13 protein-coding genes (1 of these 13 only partly in view) are annotated in these 16,265 nt (G+C 39.5%); 3 read left to right on the top strand and 10 right to left on the bottom strand.

All coding sequences use genetic code 11. From position 1 onward, the window contains the following. Nucleotides 1–36: 36 nt before the first annotated feature. The 3 genes from menH to ACNQFZ_RS15005 are packed head-to-tail and all read right to left on the bottom strand — an operon-like array spanning nucleotide 37 to nucleotide 4,028. The gene (gene menH / locus ACNQFZ_RS15015; protein ID WP_458412138.1) at nucleotides 37–858 is read right to left on the bottom strand and encodes a 2-succinyl-6-hydroxy-2,4-cyclohexadiene-1-carboxylate synthase; all 822 of its coding nucleotides are present in this window, start codon (nucleotides 856–858) and stop codon (nucleotides 37–39) included. Continuing rightward, complete coding sequence (gene menD / locus ACNQFZ_RS15010) at nucleotides 839–2,623, bottom strand: 2-succinyl-5-enolpyruvyl-6-hydroxy-3-cyclohexene-1-carboxylic-acid synthase (RefSeq protein ID WP_458412137.1); 1,785 nt, start codon at nucleotides 2,621–2,623, stop codon at nucleotides 839–841. The genes menH and menD overlap by 20 nt, the downstream gene beginning before the upstream one ends. Next, nucleotides 2,607–4,028, bottom strand: coding sequence for an isochorismate synthase (locus ACNQFZ_RS15005; protein ID WP_458412136.1), 1,422 nt, complete (start codon nucleotides 4,026–4,028; stop codon nucleotides 2,607–2,609). The genes menD and ACNQFZ_RS15005 overlap by 17 nt, the downstream gene beginning before the upstream one ends. 266 nt (nucleotides 4,029–4,294) lie before the next feature. On the opposite strand from ACNQFZ_RS15005, the gene ACNQFZ_RS15000 reads away from it, so the two are divergent. From ACNQFZ_RS15000 to ACNQFZ_RS14990, 3 genes are all read left to right on the top strand, one after another. Continuing rightward, nucleotides 4,295–5,227, top strand: coding sequence for a 1,4-dihydroxy-2-naphthoate polyprenyltransferase (locus ACNQFZ_RS15000; protein WP_458412135.1), 933 nt, complete (start codon nucleotides 4,295–4,297; stop codon nucleotides 5,225–5,227). Nucleotides 5,228–5,425: 198 nt separating this feature from the next. Then, nucleotides 5,426–6,172: a TraR/DksA C4-type zinc finger protein gene (locus ACNQFZ_RS14995; RefSeq protein WP_458412134.1), complete on the top strand. Its 747-nt coding sequence runs from the start codon at nucleotides 5,426–5,428 to the stop codon at nucleotides 6,170–6,172. Nucleotides 6,173–6,351: 179 nt separating this feature from the next. Then, nucleotides 6,352–7,146: a TIGR00266 family protein gene (locus ACNQFZ_RS14990; protein WP_458412133.1), complete on the top strand. Its 795-nt coding sequence runs from the start codon at nucleotides 6,352–6,354 to the stop codon at nucleotides 7,144–7,146. 106 nt (nucleotides 7,147–7,252) lie between these two features. Here the strand turns inward: ACNQFZ_RS14990 and ACNQFZ_RS14985 are convergent, their stop codons facing one another. The 7 genes from ACNQFZ_RS14985 to glgB all read right to left on the bottom strand — a co-directional run. Then, nucleotides 7,253–7,693 (bottom strand): universal stress protein, encoded by a 441-nt coding sequence (locus tag ACNQFZ_RS14985; protein ID WP_458412132.1) that lies wholly within the window; start codon nucleotides 7,691–7,693, stop codon nucleotides 7,253–7,255. Nucleotides 7,694–7,815: 122 nt separating this feature from the next. Beyond that, complete coding sequence (locus ACNQFZ_RS14980; RefSeq protein ID WP_458412131.1) at nucleotides 7,816–9,099, bottom strand: DUF6612 family protein; 1,284 nt, start codon at nucleotides 9,097–9,099, stop codon at nucleotides 7,816–7,818. A 211-nt stretch (nucleotides 9,100–9,310) separates the two neighbouring features. Then, nucleotides 9,311–11,710 carry a glycogen/starch/alpha-glucan phosphorylase gene (locus ACNQFZ_RS14975; protein WP_458412130.1) on the bottom strand — a complete coding sequence of 800 codons (2,400 nt, stop codon included), beginning with the start codon at nucleotides 11,708–11,710 and terminating at the stop codon, nucleotides 9,311–9,313. A 38-nt stretch (nucleotides 11,711–11,748) separates the two neighbouring features. After that, on the bottom strand, nucleotides 11,749–13,185 hold the full coding sequence (gene glgA, locus ACNQFZ_RS14970) for a glycogen synthase GlgA (protein WP_458412129.1): 1,437 nt from the start codon (nucleotides 13,183–13,185) through the stop codon (nucleotides 11,749–11,751). Then, nucleotides 13,182–14,210, bottom strand: a complete 1,029-nt coding sequence (locus ACNQFZ_RS14965; RefSeq protein WP_458412128.1) for a GlgC family sugar phosphate nucleotidyltransferase — start codon at nucleotides 14,208–14,210, stop codon at nucleotides 13,182–13,184. The genes glgA and ACNQFZ_RS14965 overlap by 4 nt, the downstream gene beginning before the upstream one ends. Nucleotides 14,211–14,222: 12 nt before the next feature. After that, nucleotides 14,223–15,356 (bottom strand): glucose-1-phosphate adenylyltransferase, encoded by a 1,134-nt coding sequence (locus ACNQFZ_RS14960; protein ID WP_458412127.1) that lies wholly within the window; start codon nucleotides 15,354–15,356, stop codon nucleotides 14,223–14,225. 15 nt (nucleotides 15,357–15,371) lie between these two features. After that, on the bottom strand, nucleotides 15,372–16,265 hold the 3' end of the coding sequence (gene glgB / locus ACNQFZ_RS14955; RefSeq protein ID WP_458412126.1) for a 1,4-alpha-glucan branching protein GlgB. The gene runs 1,053 nt beyond the window's last position; the window shows 894 of its 1,947 coding nt (coding positions 1,054–1,947); its start codon lies off the right edge, out of view; its stop codon occupies nucleotides 15,372–15,374.

Genomic DNA, 16,265 nt, shown 5'->3' with positions numbered 1-16,265 from the left:
TATTACCTCCTATTAATTTTAGTTTGTTGAACTATTTTACTGATTATCTTTCGCAATTAAATAGTCCTTTACTATTTTACCAAATAATTCACTTTGTTCCACATGAATTGCATGCCCAGCGTCTTTTATTATAGAAAATTGCGCATTGGGTAGATGCTTTTTCATTTCATTATTAATCGCGCAAAACTTTTGGTCCAATTCCCCTGCCAACAAAAGAACGGGCTGATTTACATCCTCTAGCTTGCTCCACCAGGAGGGCTGGGCACCTGTCCCCATGCCGCGCAAGCTGTTGGCTAGTCCGACGCTGCTATTCTGCAAACGCTCATTGCGAAGGGCTTGTTTTTGAAGAGCTGTCATTCGTTCCTTTTGCGTCCGAAACAGCGGGATATTCTCCCAATAGTCTACAAAGGCCGGAATGCCGCTTTCTTCAATACGGTCAGCCAAACGATTATCGTTTTCTCTCCTTTGAAGGCGGTCAGCTTCCAATTCCAATCCCGGCGAGCTGCTTTCTAAAATGAGGGAACTCACATAATCGGGATTTAAAATGGAAAATGATAATGCAACCCTTCCGCCCATCGAGTAACCCAGGACATGCGTCTTTTTAATCTCCAGAATCCTTAGAATCTCTTTTAAATCTACACAGACTTGCTCAACGAAATACCGTCTATAATCCTCAGGATGCTCGGTTTTTCCATGCCCTAATAAATCTACTAAAATAAGTGTATAGTTCTTGCTCCACTCTTCAACAAATGGGTCCCATGTATGAAGGGAGCCTGTAAATCCATGAAAAAGAAGCAATGGCTCACCTTGGCCAATCATTTCTACATTATAATGAATCTCATTCACTTTGATGAGCATCAGCATCACCTAAATTCCAGTGCTCCCTGATCATTTGCTGAGCAATGCCCCAAATTTTACGGTGCTTATCCACATTTAGAGACCGATCGGTGCGGATTTCGATTACATTTAAGCCGCTGGCGTCCTTACAATTTTTAATAGCATCCGATAGCTCATCCCAGTTGTCTACCCGCTTAAATTGTCCATCATACATTTTTACAACATGACTAAAATCAAGTCCTAACGGTGTTCCAAACAACAATTCAAAGTTTTTAGGATGTTCACTTTGTGGTAGGAATGAAAAAATTCCCCCGCCTTCATTGTTAACGATGACAATGGTGGCATTTAATTGATGAAGCTTCGCCGCTAGTAGTCCGTTTAAATCATGATAAAAAGTCAAATCACCCAATAGGAGAACGAGCGACTCCTCTACCGTACTTGCTCCAAGAGCCGTTGAAATGGTCCCATCGATTCCATTGGCACCGCGATTTGCCATGATTCTGATATTTCGTTCATTATTTAAGAAAAAGCTATCGACATCGCGAATCGGCATGCTATTACCTACAAACAACGTCGAATGGTCAGGCAAATTAGCAGCAATCCTAAGCACAACCTGTCCTTCAAAGCCTTGCTCTTCATTACCTAAGCGTTGCATAACATCCCCTGTAATTCGGTTAGCAGTTGTCCAACGCTCCAGCCATTTACCTTCATGTGTTTTAGCTTCAGGCAGTAGCGGTGTTAAGCTTTTGCAAAATTGCACTGGATCGCAGTGAATAACTTCCGTTGCCAACAGTGTAGGGTCATGCCATAGACCTTCACCATCAATAATGATTTGCTTAATTTGTGGATTTTTTTTCAAAAATAATAAAACAGCCTTAGAAACAGGCATTCCACCAAAACGGATGACAACTTCTGGGACAAGCTCTTTTGTTATGTATTCATCTCGCAAAAACGCGTCATAACTGTCAATGACTAGACTTTTGTCATGGTGCCCAGACCGTACTTGTGAAAGTGGATCAGCAAGTACCGGGAATGCAAGCTTTTTACCAAGCAACACTACTTCTTCAGCAAAACCAAGCTTGTCCAACGGACCACAAATGATCATGCCCCGCTCTACATGCTGCAGTTCTTGAGCCAACCGTTCTAAATCAGAATTCCCCAAACCCCATGTCGATTGTGGTGCTTTAACAAATTTCTGCCTATTTTCCAAGCCACTCTCCCAAATCGAATCATCTTCCAGTATCGGCACGAGTGGTTCACGAAACGGAAAGTTTATATGAACGGGGCCGCTTGGACCATGCAAAGAAGTGGAAACTGCTCTAGCGGCAACCGTTCGAGCGTAACGGAGCATTTCCGGAGTTTCTTCCGGTATTGCCATTTCAACAAACCATTTTACCTGACTACCAAAAAAGTTAAGCTGGTCGATGGCTTGCGGTGCCCCAACATCCCTTAACTCATGAGGCCGATCGGCAGTCAAAACAATTAAAGGCACTTGTGATTCCTTCGCCTCTACAACTGCCGGCATGTAATTGGCAACAGCTGTTCCCGAAGTACAAACAAGGGCAACCGGCTCCCGCTTTGCTTTTGCCATTCCTAAAGCAAAAAATGCAGCCGAACGCTCATCAACATTCAACCACACCCGTAATTTTGGATGTTCGGCTGCTACCATAGCAATTGGCGTCGATCTTGAGCCAGGACTCACGACAATATGGTTTACATTTGACCGTACTAATTCATCTAAAAATGATGCTACATAAACTGATAATGCTTTATTTTTTGAGTTCATTGAATGATCCCCCTAACGCTGAGAGCATCGGCTTTAATTTCATTTGTGTTTCCTTATATTCACTAGTAGGATCTGAATTGCCAACGATACCACAGCCAGCAAACAAGGAAGCAACACGCCCCTGCAATAATCCTGAACGGATGCCGACAGCAAACTCACCATTGCCATTGCCATCCAGCCATCCGATTGGACCTGCATATAAGCCGCGATCTAAATGTTCAACATCTCTAATTTTTTGCAATGCCTCCGCGCGAGGATAGCCTCCCATTGCAGGGGTCGGATGAAGTTTTTCCACCAGCGTCAACAATGACACTCCTTCTTTCACTCTCCCTACGACCGGGGTGAATAGATGTTGAATATCACGCAGTTTATGAAGAATTGGATGCTTAGGTACTTCTACTCCGTCACAGCCCTGTTCAAAGGCAGATGTAATGGCACGAACAACAACTTCATGTTCATGTAGATTCTTTTCATCATGCAAAAGCTCATTGCCTAGCCTGATATCTTCATCTTCAGAGTTTCCTCTCGCGATTGACCCTGCTAAACAAGTCGTAAATGCTTTTTCTCCTTCTTTTTTAACTAAACGCTCCGGTGATGCCCCGATAAAGCAGTCTCCACCACTTTCAAAAGAGAAAATATAACTTGTTGGCTGCTCTCTTTTAAGACGATCCAGTACCTCCTCAGCAATAAATGACCGTTCACCTTTGACTCTGATTTCCCTCGCAAGGACTACTTTTTCAATTTCTCCAGCGCGAATTTGACTTGCAACCGTTTCAACAGCCTTTAGCCATTGATCCTTTGAGACCTCATCTATTGTTAACTCTTGTCCGCATGCGCCTATAAATGACAAATCGGCACCCTCTATTAAAGATTGTTGTTCATTTAGTAAAAGCTCTGCTTGTTTGTCTACATTTGTATTCGCATCAACCACAACATTGATTGTAAGCCAATACTCTTGATTTGAAACGGTTAATAAATGCTGCGGCAGCATGATTTTCGCAGTTGGAAAGGAACTCCATAGCTTTGTTTTTTCCTTTTTTGGATCAAAAGAGAAAGACCCAAAAATGACTGGTCCAACTCCTGATATATTCTTTTCTTGGTCAGAGCTGCTAAACTTTAGCATTTGCTGCCATTCCCTCTCTATCTGATCAAAGTTATTGCCATTATTACTACCAAAGGTATAGGCATAACCGATTCCGACCATAACAAAGTCCCCACTCGGTGCGGACCAGAAAATCCGTTCACCAGTGCGGTGTTTTCCTCGTTCATAAAAGGTAACTGGGTCTATATTTAAAAAATCAACTTTTGTACTAGTACTAACCAATATAGGGTGATCAAGAGCCTTTGCTTGTTCAACTCCATAAGCGATTTTCTTGTGTATTGTACTTTGTTGAATCGTTACCACTACTTCTCCCCCTTTGAAACCATACGTCAACCTATTTTAACATACTTCCACCTTATTTACCTGTCAATAGAAGGAAAACATGACAAATTTCGATTTTAAATAGTATACCCCTGTCAAATTGTGCATATTCTTGCAAAACCATTGACACAAAGAGTTCATTTTCCTACACTATTAAGGTGACCAAATTGTGTAATGTGTAGTATTGTTATTTCTTTATAAAATAAATAACGTAGTTGTTTAAGTTTGTCGATGGGGGAATCTTAATTATGGAAATAAAATTTCCTGAACAACAACTAAATGTCGAAAAGAAGAGTAGTTGGCAAATTTGGTATCGCCAATTACGACCACATACATTAACTGCTGCCTTTGTTCCTGTTTCGATTGGAACGGCATTAGCATTATTGGATGGACACGTAAATGTTTTGTTATTTTTGGCAATGCTGATTGCAAGTTTACTCATCCAAGCAGCCACAAATTTATTTAATGAATATTATGATTACAAGCGGGGCCTTGATAATGCCGAATCAATCGGTATTGGCGGCGGAATTGTCCGTGATGGAATTGCACCAAGAACAATCCGCAATGTTGCACTTAGTTTTTTTGCAGTAGCCATTCTGCTCGGTTTCTATATTTGCGCCAACTCAAGTTGGTGGATCGCAGCAATTGGGATTCTTTGTATGATAACCGCTTATTTTTATACCGGTGGTCCCTACCCAATTGCCTATACTCCATTTGGAGAAATTGTCTCCGGGTTTTTCATGGGGGTTGTAATTATCCTCATTGCATATTTTATCCAATCCGATTCAATTTCATTAAAAAGTATTTTAATTTCAATTCCGATTTCGATTTTAATTGGCGCGATTATGCTTTCCAATAATATTCGTGATTTAGATGGGGATAAAAAAAGTGGGCGACGAACGCTGGCAATCCTTCTTGGCAGAGAAAACGCGATTAAATTTCTAGCCGGTATGTTTGCGATTTCCTATATTTGGGTTATCGTTCTGATGGTTACTGGATTCGTTTCACCGTGGCTTTTAATTGTCTTTGCAAGCCTTCCAAAAGCATTCAAAGCAGTGCGTGGTTTCATTGGCAAAACAATGCCAATTCAAATGATGCCGGCAATGAAAGCAACCGCACAAACAAATACAATTTTCGGCTTTCTAGTGGCGTTTGGCTTATTGTTAAGCTACTGGATGTAAACGAAATGGAACATGGGGCGATTCTCATGTTCCATTTTTTTTGGGACGAGGGGACAGGCACCGTGTCCCACCTTTTTCGCGCGAGGCGTAGCAATAAGAATGATACGGGGACAAGGAACCTGTCCCCGTAGCGCATGAATTGGCCTCATTTGTTCATACTAAAGATGAAAAAGAATTTAGTCAAAAGGAGCGTTGGTGATGCTTACTCCTAATGAGCTTTCATCTTTAAAAAATTCATTATTGCAGCGAAAGTCTGAAATAACAAGGGAATTAGAGGCAACAGATCATTTTGACATAGAGCGTGCATTCGAAACTGATTCAGTTGGGGAGCTTTCCCGCTATGATAACCACCCGGCAGATACAGCAACAGATCTTTATGAGCGTGAAAAAGACCATGCACTCGTCGAACATTTTGAAGAAGAACTAAAGGATATTAATCACGCTTTAGCCAATATGGAAAAAGGGATCTATGGGATTTGTGAAAAATGCGGCCAAGAAATACCGGAAGAACGGCTAAAAGCATTGCCAACAGCTACCCATTGTATTGAACATACCCCGGATAAAGTCGTTTCCCATCAGCGTCCTGTTGAAGAGAAAATATTAATTCCTCCCTTTGGACAATTTGAATATGATGAACAGGATGCGACGTTTTACGATGCAGAGGATGCATGGCAGGATGTATCAAGATATGGTACATCTGAAACACCATCCGATTTTTTTGATCAAAGCATGTTGGATTATAACGATTTGATTGTAGAAGAAGATGAAAATGTTGGCTATGTGGAGGACATTGAAAGCTTCATCGGCACTGATATTGAGGGGAAAGAGGTTACAATATACCCCAATGCAACACATCAATTATATGAGGAACGACTTGATTCGGAAAATGTTATGTCAGTCACAGGCAATCTTGGTGCTGAAGAATTGGAGTCTTTTGAAGATTAAACAATACTTAGTTAGGACTGGCTCATTATGTTCGTGTACCCTAAAGAGGATGCAATGGTTTGGGTGCCTACATTATGAACAGTCCTTTTTGTGAAATTATTTTTTCACGTTGGAAATATTTGTGTATCCCTTCATGGTATAATGATAGCTGTAATACATAATAGGGGAGGATTATAAATATGAATTCTCATGAGATTGAATACAAGCTTTATGGCGATGATATGCAATTTGTTGAAATTGAATTAGATCCAGGTGAAAGCACCATTGCGGAAGCAGGTGCGATGATGATGCAAGAAGACGGTATTGAAATGGAGACCATTTTCGGTGATGGTGCCTCTTCAGAAAAAGGTCTATTTGGAAAATTACTTGGGGCCGGAAAACGTGTCTTAACAGGTGAAAGTTTATTTATGACTGTTTTTACAAATCAAAGTTCATCCATTAAGCATGTATCTTTCGCAGCACCTTATCCTGGTAAGATCATTCCAATGGATTTAAGCTCCCTTGGTGGTAAGGTGATTTGTCAAAAGGATGCCTTTTTATGTGCAGCAAAAGGTGTAGCAGTTGGAATTGAATTTCAGCGTAGACTTGGAACTGGCTTTTTCGGCGGCGAGGGTTTTATTATGCAGAAGCTCGAAGGCGATGGGTTAGCATTCCTTCATGCCGGCGGAACAATCTATAAAAGAGACTTACAGCCTGGTGAAAGATTAAAGATTGATACTGGATGTTTAGTTGCAATGACGAAGGATGTTGATTACAACATTGAATTTGTTGGTAAAATAAAAACAGCTTTCTTTGGCGGCGAAGGCTTGTTTTTCGCAACAGTTCAAGGCCCCGGCACTGTCTGGGTACAATCATTGCCATTTAGCCGTTTAGCTGACCGCATTATTGCATCTGCACCAAGCGCAGGCGGACAAAGCCGCGGTGAAGGCAGCATCCTTGGCGGCATCGCCAACATCTTTGACGGTGATGATTAAATAGAAAAGCGGAAGCGCCCGCATAGCACACGACAGGACTGGAGCACATCGGTCTCGAGATAAAGGAAAGGCTGACCTATTTTACTGGGTCAGCCTTTTATTTTACTTACTTCACAATAAATACCGGACAGTTTGCTCGTTGCACTACATAATGGCTAGTGCTTCCTAAGAACATTTCTTTAACGCCGCTTAAGCCTCTGCTGCCCATGACGATTAAATCGCAGCTTGTTTGATTTGCATGATCTACAATTAATTTGCCTGGATGTCCATCTAAAACGACTGTATTCGTTTTATTTGACAATGTTGATACTTTTTCTTTTGCTTCATTTATAATTTTTTCTGCTTGTTCTCTTATATCGTTAATTAGTTCTTGATTAAAGATACCATAGCTCCCCATCGTAGTTGCAGTTGGAGCGTTTGAAACAGCGACAACAGTTAATTCTATTTTTTCATCTTGCTTTGCAAGTGTCATGGCCATATCTAATGCTTTTTTACTTAAGTCGGATCCGTCATATGCTACTAGTATTCTAGAATAAAAAGTTAACATTTCTATCACTCCATTTCTTTTTGTATATTTATTTTACATTATAACTGAAACAAACAAGCAGATTAATTCTGAACTTTTTTAGAATTTATTTACAAAAAATACCTATGCTACTTTTAAAAAAACTACTTTTGTTCGACAGGTAATTGCTCTTGTGATACTTCTTCAAAGCCAGGTAGTTTCTCTGCATTTTTTGCTGCTTCCGGCAACACAACGTCATTCGCTTGGTTGTAATTTGAATAATCAAAGTCCATTACATAATGGATGCTCTCAATCGGTATTGCCATTGCAGGATCCTTTGTTTCTCCGTATTTAAGTTCATACTCCATCGATTGGCGAGTTGGAAGCATTGTTTTTTCATCAATCCACATTTTCCCATTCATCGTCATTTCGATATTAGGCAAGCCTTCCAAACTTGAAAGCATAGCTCCGGATTGGTCATTAAGCGCTTTGCTCATAACATCCATAATTTCTGTAAATGAGGTAATCTTGCCACTAAAGCTAAGCTTATATTGATTTGAGCCATTCATTTCTTCCATGCCTAAATCACGATAAAAGAAGTATTTGCGATTTAAATCCGTCATAACATTCATGTTCTGTTCATTCATCTTCATTAAGTCTTCAAAGGACATTGGTAAAGAAGCGCTCATGTCTAGCCATTGATCTTCACCAGTAGTCGGATCAGACATTTTCATGAAAATTCCTTCTGGAACAAAGTATTGTTCCATAACCATTTTTTGTTGTTCATTTGTCATTGGATTAGGGACTTTTGTAGTGATGGTTTGCATTAATCCTTTTTCTTTGTTAAAAGTCATTGCAATATCGCTATCCATTTTCATGCCATTTGGCATGTCCGGAATTTCTGCGGCTCCATCCTTCATTTTAAAATCCATTGCCATGGTTCCATTGACTTGGAAAGATTTTTGTTGATTTTGTGCGACTGTTGATTTATCCAATAATTCAAGTGCACGCTTATCACTCGTTAATGTTTTAGCGATGATTTCTTGCGCCTTTTCTAATGAAACCGTACTATTGTTCTCAAAATTTATTCCATAGTTGGCTGCCAAAGCTTTCTTAGCATCTCCACTAATGGAAAGAACGCGAGCAACAACAGTGCTTACTTCTGCAGGCGTAATATTTTGGTTTGGTTTAAAAGTACCATCCCCAAACCCGGCAACGATTTTCTTGTCCTTTAAAACTTTCGCTGCTTCAGCATATGGAGAGTTGGCTGAAATGTCTTTTGGTAGTTCTACTTTTACATTTGAAATATCATAATCTAGATGATCGACTACTAGCTTGAAAAACTGACCGCGGCTAACAGCTTGACCGTCATCAGCACTTGCACTTACGGTTGATAATGGGCTGGCTAGCAGTAGTACCGCCAACACTGACGAAGTGATTTTTTTCATAAAAACGCCTCCTATGTATCAATTATTTTCCAATACATTTATATTTTACCACACTATAAAGCTTGTATTCCGATAATCTCCTATTTTTGGCTCTCTTCTGGAAAAATAGGACTTTCTATTCACAATTTCGTGGATTTATCGGCTAATGGAATATCATTTATATCCAAAAATAGGGATACCGAACTTTCTCATCCGGTATCCCCTCTTAGTATCAGTAGGAACGTGTGATTCCCCAAATTTCATCTGCATATTCCTGAATCGTGCGGTCACTTGCAAAACGTCCTGATTTAGCGATATTAATAATGCTCTTTTCAAGCCAGCTGTCCCTGTTTCGATAGGCTTCTCCCAGTCGTTCATGGGCTTTCACATAGGAATCGAAATCCTTTAAGACAAAATACTCATCATTTTGAACGAGCAATGAATCATAAATGGTTTCAAATTCATGGGCCGGCACAGGGAAAAAGCCATTGACCAACTGATTAATCACTTTATTTAAACTTTTATCATGATGATAATATTCAATCGCCCGATAACCGCCATTTCTTTGGTAGGCAAGTACTTGGTCTGCTGTTAATCCAAAAGTAAAGATATTGTCGGAACCAACTTCCTCAAATATTTCAACATTTGCGCCATCGAGCGTTCCAAGCGTTACAGCACCGTTCATCATAAATTTCATATTACCTGTGCCAGAGGCTTCTTTACTTGCTGTTGATATTTGTTCGCTTACATCTGCAGCAGGAATAATAACTTCTGCTAATGAGACACGGTAGTTTTCTACGAAAACAACTTTCAATAAATCCTTTGTTTTTGGATCATTATTAATCTTACTTGCCAACGTGTTGATTAACTTTATGATTTTTTTGGCATAATAGTAGCCTGGTGAGGCCTTTGCACCAAAAATAAACGTATGTGGAGTTATTGAAAAATTCGAATCCTCCTGTAAGCGATTGTATAAATACATAATGTGCAAGATATTTAAAAGCTGACGTTTATAAGCATGAAGTCTTTTCACTTGCACATCAAAAATAGATTGTGTGTCAACGGATATTCCGGTCAATTGCTCAAGGCGCTTCGCAAAGACAAGCTTATTGTTTTGTTTTATTTCATAGATTTTCTGTCTAAAGCCCGCATCTTGTACAAACGGTATAAGTGCCGATAATTTAACCGGGTTTGTAATCCATTTATCACCGATTGCTTCAGAAATAGCCCGGGCAAGCTCTGGATTGGCTTTAATCAACCAGCGGCGATGGGTAATGCCATTTGTTTTATTGTTAAATTTATTCGGATCATATTCATAAAAGAGCTTCATTTCCCGTTCTTTCAAAATATCTGTATGAATTTTAGCAACACCATTGACACTATGGCTGCCGACGATGGCAAGATGAGCCATTTTAATTTGGCCATATGAAATGACCGCCATCTCCTCAATCCGCTTCCAATCCCCTGTATATCGATCCCACAAAGCTCTGCAAAAACGTTCGTTAATTTCCTCTACAATCATGTAGATGCGCGGTAGTAGCGGCTTAAAAATCGAAATCGGCCACTTTTCCAAAGCCTCTGATAATGTTGTATGATTTGTGTAGGATATCGTGTTTGTTGTAATATTCCACGCTTCATCCCAACCCAAGCCATGTTCATCGATGAGAATTCTCATTAATTCTGGGACTGCGAGGGCTGGGTGTGTATCATTGATATGAATCGCAACTTTGTTATGGAAATCATATATATGGTCATTGTTTTTTAAGTATGCTCTCACAATGCTTTTTAAGCCTGCCGAAACGAGAAAATATTGCTGCTTTAATCGCAATATTCTTCCTTCGATATGGGAATCATCAGGATACAAAAATTCAGATATGGCTTCTGTTTCCCGCTTATATTTCATAACGTCGCCTTTTTCCGGGCGGAATTGAGAAGGCTCGGCACTCCAAAGTCTGAGCGTATTAATCGTCTTGTTTTCATAGCCAATCACAGGCATATCATACGGAACAGCTGTCACTGTCTCCGCATTAATGTGATGAAACATGAGGGGGCCATTCCCATAGGAAACTTGTACTTCCCCGCCAAACTTAACCTCAATCGATTGACTAGCTTTCCTAATCTCCCATACGTTTCCATTTCTCAACCATTGCTCTGGCAATTCTACTTGATAGCCATCAATAATTCTTTGGTCAAATAAACCATGCTGATAGCGAATGCCTACTCCATGACCTGGTAAGGAAAGGGATGCCAATGAGTCTAAGAAACAGGCAGCAAGCCGGCCTAACCCACCATTACCAAGCCCTGCATCTATTTCTTGTTCTTCTACCTCTTGTAAATCTACACCAAGCTCTTTTAAACCCGCTTCTACTACTTCTTGAACCCCTAAATTCAGTAAATTGCTTCCCAATAATCTCCCTAATAGGAATTCAATCGAAAAATAATAGGCTTGTTTTTTATGGTTCGCCCGATTTCGTTCATTTGTCTCAATCCAAGCATGGCTTACATATTCACGAACCATTTGCCCTAATGTATCATACAATTCAGGCAGCGTTGCTTCCTCAAAGCTTTTTCCGTACATAATTTCATATTTTTCAAGGAAGTGCTGCTTAAAAGCATCTTTGCTTGAGAACATCTATAACTCCCCTTTATCCTTGCAAATACATTCTTATTTCAATATTGACCATCTTTAAGATTCCCATAAATTTCACTATATTTTTGGGCAGATTGAAACCAGCTATAATCTTGCGACATGGCTGTTTTCACGAGTTTTTCCCAAACAGGCTTTTGATTGTAAAAGCCAAGAGCCTGCTCTATCGTGTAGAGCATGTCATGGGCATTAAAGTTTTTAAAAGAAAAGCCATTACCATCTCTTGTTATCTCATTATAGGCTGTTACGGTATCATTAAGACCACCTGTTTCCCGAACAATGGGAATGGTACCGTAGCGTAAAGCAATTAATTGCCCTAGTCCACATGGCTCAAATTTCGACGGCATTAAAAATAAATCTGAACCTGCATAAATTTTGTGGGCCAGTTCCTCATTAAAACCAATATATGCCCGAACTTTTTTTCTGTTCAAGCTTTCCATTGTTCTAAAATAATCTTCGAATTCATAATCGCCTGTACCAAGAACGATAAACTGGATATCATGGCTAATAATTTCACTAAAAACTCGTTTGATAAGATCCAAGCCTTTTTGTTTTGTCAATCTTGAAATAATCGATATAACAGGAATATTGACGTTCTCCTCCAAACTGAACATTTTCTGGAGATGGAGTTTATTTTTCGCTTTCAATTCAAGGTTATCATGATCATAATTAGCAATTATTGAAGGGTCTGTTGCCGGATTGTAAATGTCAGCATCAATTCCATTCAAAATCCCTTTTAAAGCAGTATGTCTTGAACGGAGCAGCCCGTCTAACTTTTCTCCGTAATAGGGCATTTGGATTTCATTCATATAGGTTGGGCTGACAGTTGTTATTAAATCTGAAGAGACAATTGCCGCCTTCATAAAATTCACACAGCCGTAAAATTCCAACCGCTCATCGAAATAGGAATCATCCAAATTTAAGAGATCCCCCAAAATCTCTCTCGGGAAAACGCCTTGAAATTGGAGATTATGAATCGTAAAAATGGTGCGTATATCAGTATATTCCTTAAACTCACGATATTGTGCATTTAACAAAAATGGCACCATACCTGTATGCCAATCATGGCAATGCAGTAAATCCGGGCTAAATTCTAAATGCGGTATTGCATCAAGGACAGCCCGGCAGAAGAATGAAAACCGTTCGCCATCATCATAATGACCATACATTGTTTCACGTTTAAAATAGTATTCATTATCGATAAAATAATAAACAATGCCCTCATGCTCTAATTTTTCTATTCCACAGTATTGGTTACGCCAACTCAATTGCACATTAAGTTCGGAGGTTTTTTCCATTTTGTCCTTAAATTGTTCCCTTATCGTACCATACTTCGGCATCATGACACGTACCTCATGCCCAAGCTTTTTTAGCTCCTTCGGTAAAGCACCGGCTACATCTGCCAGACCTCCAGATTTAATAAATGGTACACACTCGGAAACTACAAACAATATATTCACGAATTCATCAGCGCTCCTTGTCTACTACCCTTTGGAATAACAACAGGCGACTCAGCATTACCACGAAGTGTAACTGACTTTTCAATCATCACATCTTTATCAAGGATGACACCTTCAAGTACGGCACCTTCACCAATTTGGCTCTTTTGCATGATAATGCTATTTTTCACAACAGCTCCTTTACCAATTTTGACACCACGGAAAATAATGCTATTTTCAACATGACCCTCAATAATGCAGCCGTTCGCAATTTGAGCATTTCTTACAATTGCATCCTTACTATAGCGTGTCGGCGGCTCATCCTTAACCTTTGTATAAATAGGATTTTCAGATGAAAATAAATGCTCCATAATGTCCGGCTGCAGCAGTTCAAGACTATACCGGTAATAATCGTGAACCGAGTTAATGATTACTGCATAGCCATCATACTCATATGTATGAAGATTTAGCTTTTGCGAAAATTTTTCAATTGCCTTGCCAAGCGTCTCATAGGAATCATTACTCTGAGAGTCAATCAACTCAAGTAATAGAGATTTTTTCAAAATATACATGCCAAGCTCTTCACCATTTTTACAAATCTCTGTAATATCCGCACCTGTTTCAATATGACGATGTAACACATCCTTAAAATCAAGGTTACATATCGTATTGCTACGCACAATAACAGCATACTCTTGTGTACTTCGATCAAAAAAGTCTTTATGGTATTTAAAGTAATGCAAAACAGATGCTAAATGATCGTTTTGTGAATTAAACGGCGGCGGGAAGAAAAAAAGACCGTCTCTTTTTCTATTTAAGTCCCAATCTTTACCTGATCCAAGATGGTCCATTAAAGACCGATATTGGTATTTAGGAAAAACCGCTACACTTTGAACTCCAGAGTTAACTAAATTTGATAAAGCAAAGTCAATCAGCCGGTACCGTCCTCCAAACGGAACGGAGGCTACTGAACGCGTCATTGTCAGCTCTTTTAAATCACCAAAGGATGTAGTTGCATCAATAAGTCCGATCATTGAATTTCCCAATTATCTTCACCTCTAACAGCTAATTTTTTCTTCTGCTACTAAGATGACCTGACCTTTTTTATCCGCTGAAATTGTACGGCCATCTTCAATCACCATATCGCTTGCAACAATCGCATTTTCAATCCGACAGTTCGCACCGATTTTCGCACCAGGCATTAGAACGGAATCCTTTACAATCGTATTTTTGCCAATATGTACCCCAGGAAATAACACAGAATGCTCTACAGTACCATAAACCATACACCCTTCATTGACCAATGATTGATGAACGGTCGCTGTTGGTGCAATATATTGTGGCGGTTGGTTTGGATTTACCGAATAAATTCTCCAGTTATAATCATTTAAATCCAGCTCAGGCTGGTCTTCTAAAAGGTCCATATTTGCTTCCCATAAACTTTTGACTGTTCCGACATCCTTCCAATATCCCTTAAACGGATAGGCGATAAGCTTACGTCCCTCTTCAAGCATAAGTGGAATGATATCCTTCCCGAAATCATGGCTGGATTCAGAGTTACGGTCATCCATTTCCAAATAGTTTCGTAGCGTTGACCATTTGAAAATATAAATACCCATTGATGCTAAATTGTTTTTTGGATTTTCCGGTTTCTCTTCAAATTCGGTTATATCCAACTCTTCATTAGTATTCATAATACCGAAGCGGCTCGCTTCATCCCATGGTACTTCAATAACGGAAATGGTGGCATCGGCACCTTTTTGCACATGGTAATCTAGCATTTTAGAATAATCCATTTTGTAAATATGATCTCCTGATAAAATGAGAACATGTTCGGGTTCATAGTGTTCGATATAATTCATGTTCTGGAAAATGGCATTGGCTGTTCCGCGATACCAGCGGCCACCGTCCTGCTCCATATAAGGCGGTAATACGGTTACTCCACCATCTCTTCTATCCAAGTCCCAAGCGCTACCAATCCCTATGTAAGAATTCAAAACTAAAGGCTTGTATTGCGTCAAAACCCCAACTGTAAAAATACCAGAGTTTGTGCAATTGCTTAATGGAAAATCAATGATTCTATATTTGCCGCCAAAGGGAACAGCAGGCTTTGCCAGATTTCTAGTTAGTAAACTTAAGCGGCTGCCTTGCCCACCAGCCAGCAGCATTGCAATACATTTTTTTCGACGCATTCACTCTTCGCTCCCTTACTTTTTATAGATTTTTGCCTTATTCAAATCATATGTATGAAAGGCTTTATTTTTAGCAATCTGATACATCCTCCGCCTTTTAGTAGGCTTTAAAATTGAAACAGCAAATGGCGGGATCGTCATGGATATATAATACGGCGCACCATGCCAATTTTTCTTTTTACTATAAAGTTTCTCTTTGTTTACTTTACCAGAGCCGCCATATTCTATTTCATCACTAGAAAATACTTCGGTATAGGCTGCATTAATAGGAACGCCCACCTTATAGTCATGATAGACAACTGACGTAAAGTTGCAAATGATGACTAAAAAGTCTTTCTCATTTTTTGATTTCCTAATAAATGATAAAATACTTTGATCATTGTTGTCAGGGTCAATCCACTGGAACCCGTCCCATGTCAAATCAAGTTCCCAAAGTGATTTTTCTTGTTTGTAAAATTGTAAAAGCTTTTTAGTATATGCATGCATTTTATTATGCATGTCATAATCCAACAAAAACCAATCAACTTGCTCTAAATCCTTCCACTCATCAAATTGTCCAAATTCTCCACCCATGAAAACAAGTTTTTTTCCTGGATGCGTCATTAAATACCCATATAATAAGCGGAGCTGTGCAAACTTCTGCCAATAGTCGCCGGGCATTTTATTTAATAATGATTTTTTGCCGTGGACAACTTCATCATGGGAAAACGGCAGGATGAAATTTTCTGTATAAGCATATAAAAGAGAAAATGTAAGTAGATGATGATGGTATTTTCGATAGATTGGATCTAATTCCATATAGGTAAGGACATCATTCATCCAGCCCATATTCCATTTGTAATTGAATCCTAGGCCACCGCTGTTCGTAGGAGCTGTAACCAATGGCCACTCCGTTGAATCCTCAGCAAT

The organism is Schinkia acidoalkalinis (assembly GCF_054301215.1).
This window is presented reverse-complemented; position numbering and strand designations above follow the sequence as displayed.

Excerpts from the sequence above, each read along its gene's own strand:
- menH (WP_458412138.1), bottom strand. The coding sequence starts at position 858 with ATGCTCATCAAAGTGAATGAGATTCATTATAATGTAGAAATGATTGGC.
- menD (WP_458412137.1), bottom strand. The coding sequence starts at position 2,623 with ATGAACTCAAAAAATAAAGCATTATCAGTTTATGTAGCATCATTTTTA.
- ACNQFZ_RS15000 (WP_458412135.1), top strand. The coding sequence starts at position 4,295 with ATGGAAATAAAATTTCCTGAACAACAACTAAATGTCGAAAAGAAGAGT.
- ACNQFZ_RS14995 (WP_458412134.1), top strand. The coding sequence starts at position 5,426 with ATGCTTACTCCTAATGAGCTTTCATCTTTAAAAAATTCATTATTGCAG.
- ACNQFZ_RS14990 (WP_458412133.1), top strand. The coding sequence starts at position 6,352 with ATGAATTCTCATGAGATTGAATACAAGCTTTATGGCGATGATATGCAA.
- ACNQFZ_RS14985 (WP_458412132.1), bottom strand. The coding sequence starts at position 7,693 with ATGTTAACTTTTTATTCTAGAATACTAGTAGCATATGACGGATCCGAC.
- ACNQFZ_RS14980 (WP_458412131.1), bottom strand. The coding sequence starts at position 9,099 with ATGAAAAAAATCACTTCGTCAGTGTTGGCGGTACTACTGCTAGCCAGC.
- ACNQFZ_RS14975 (WP_458412130.1), bottom strand. The coding sequence starts at position 11,710 with ATGTTCTCAAGCAAAGATGCTTTTAAGCAGCACTTCCTTGAAAAATAT.
- ACNQFZ_RS14960 (WP_458412127.1), bottom strand. The coding sequence starts at position 15,356 with ATGCGTCGAAAAAAATGTATTGCAATGCTGCTGGCTGGTGGGCAAGGC.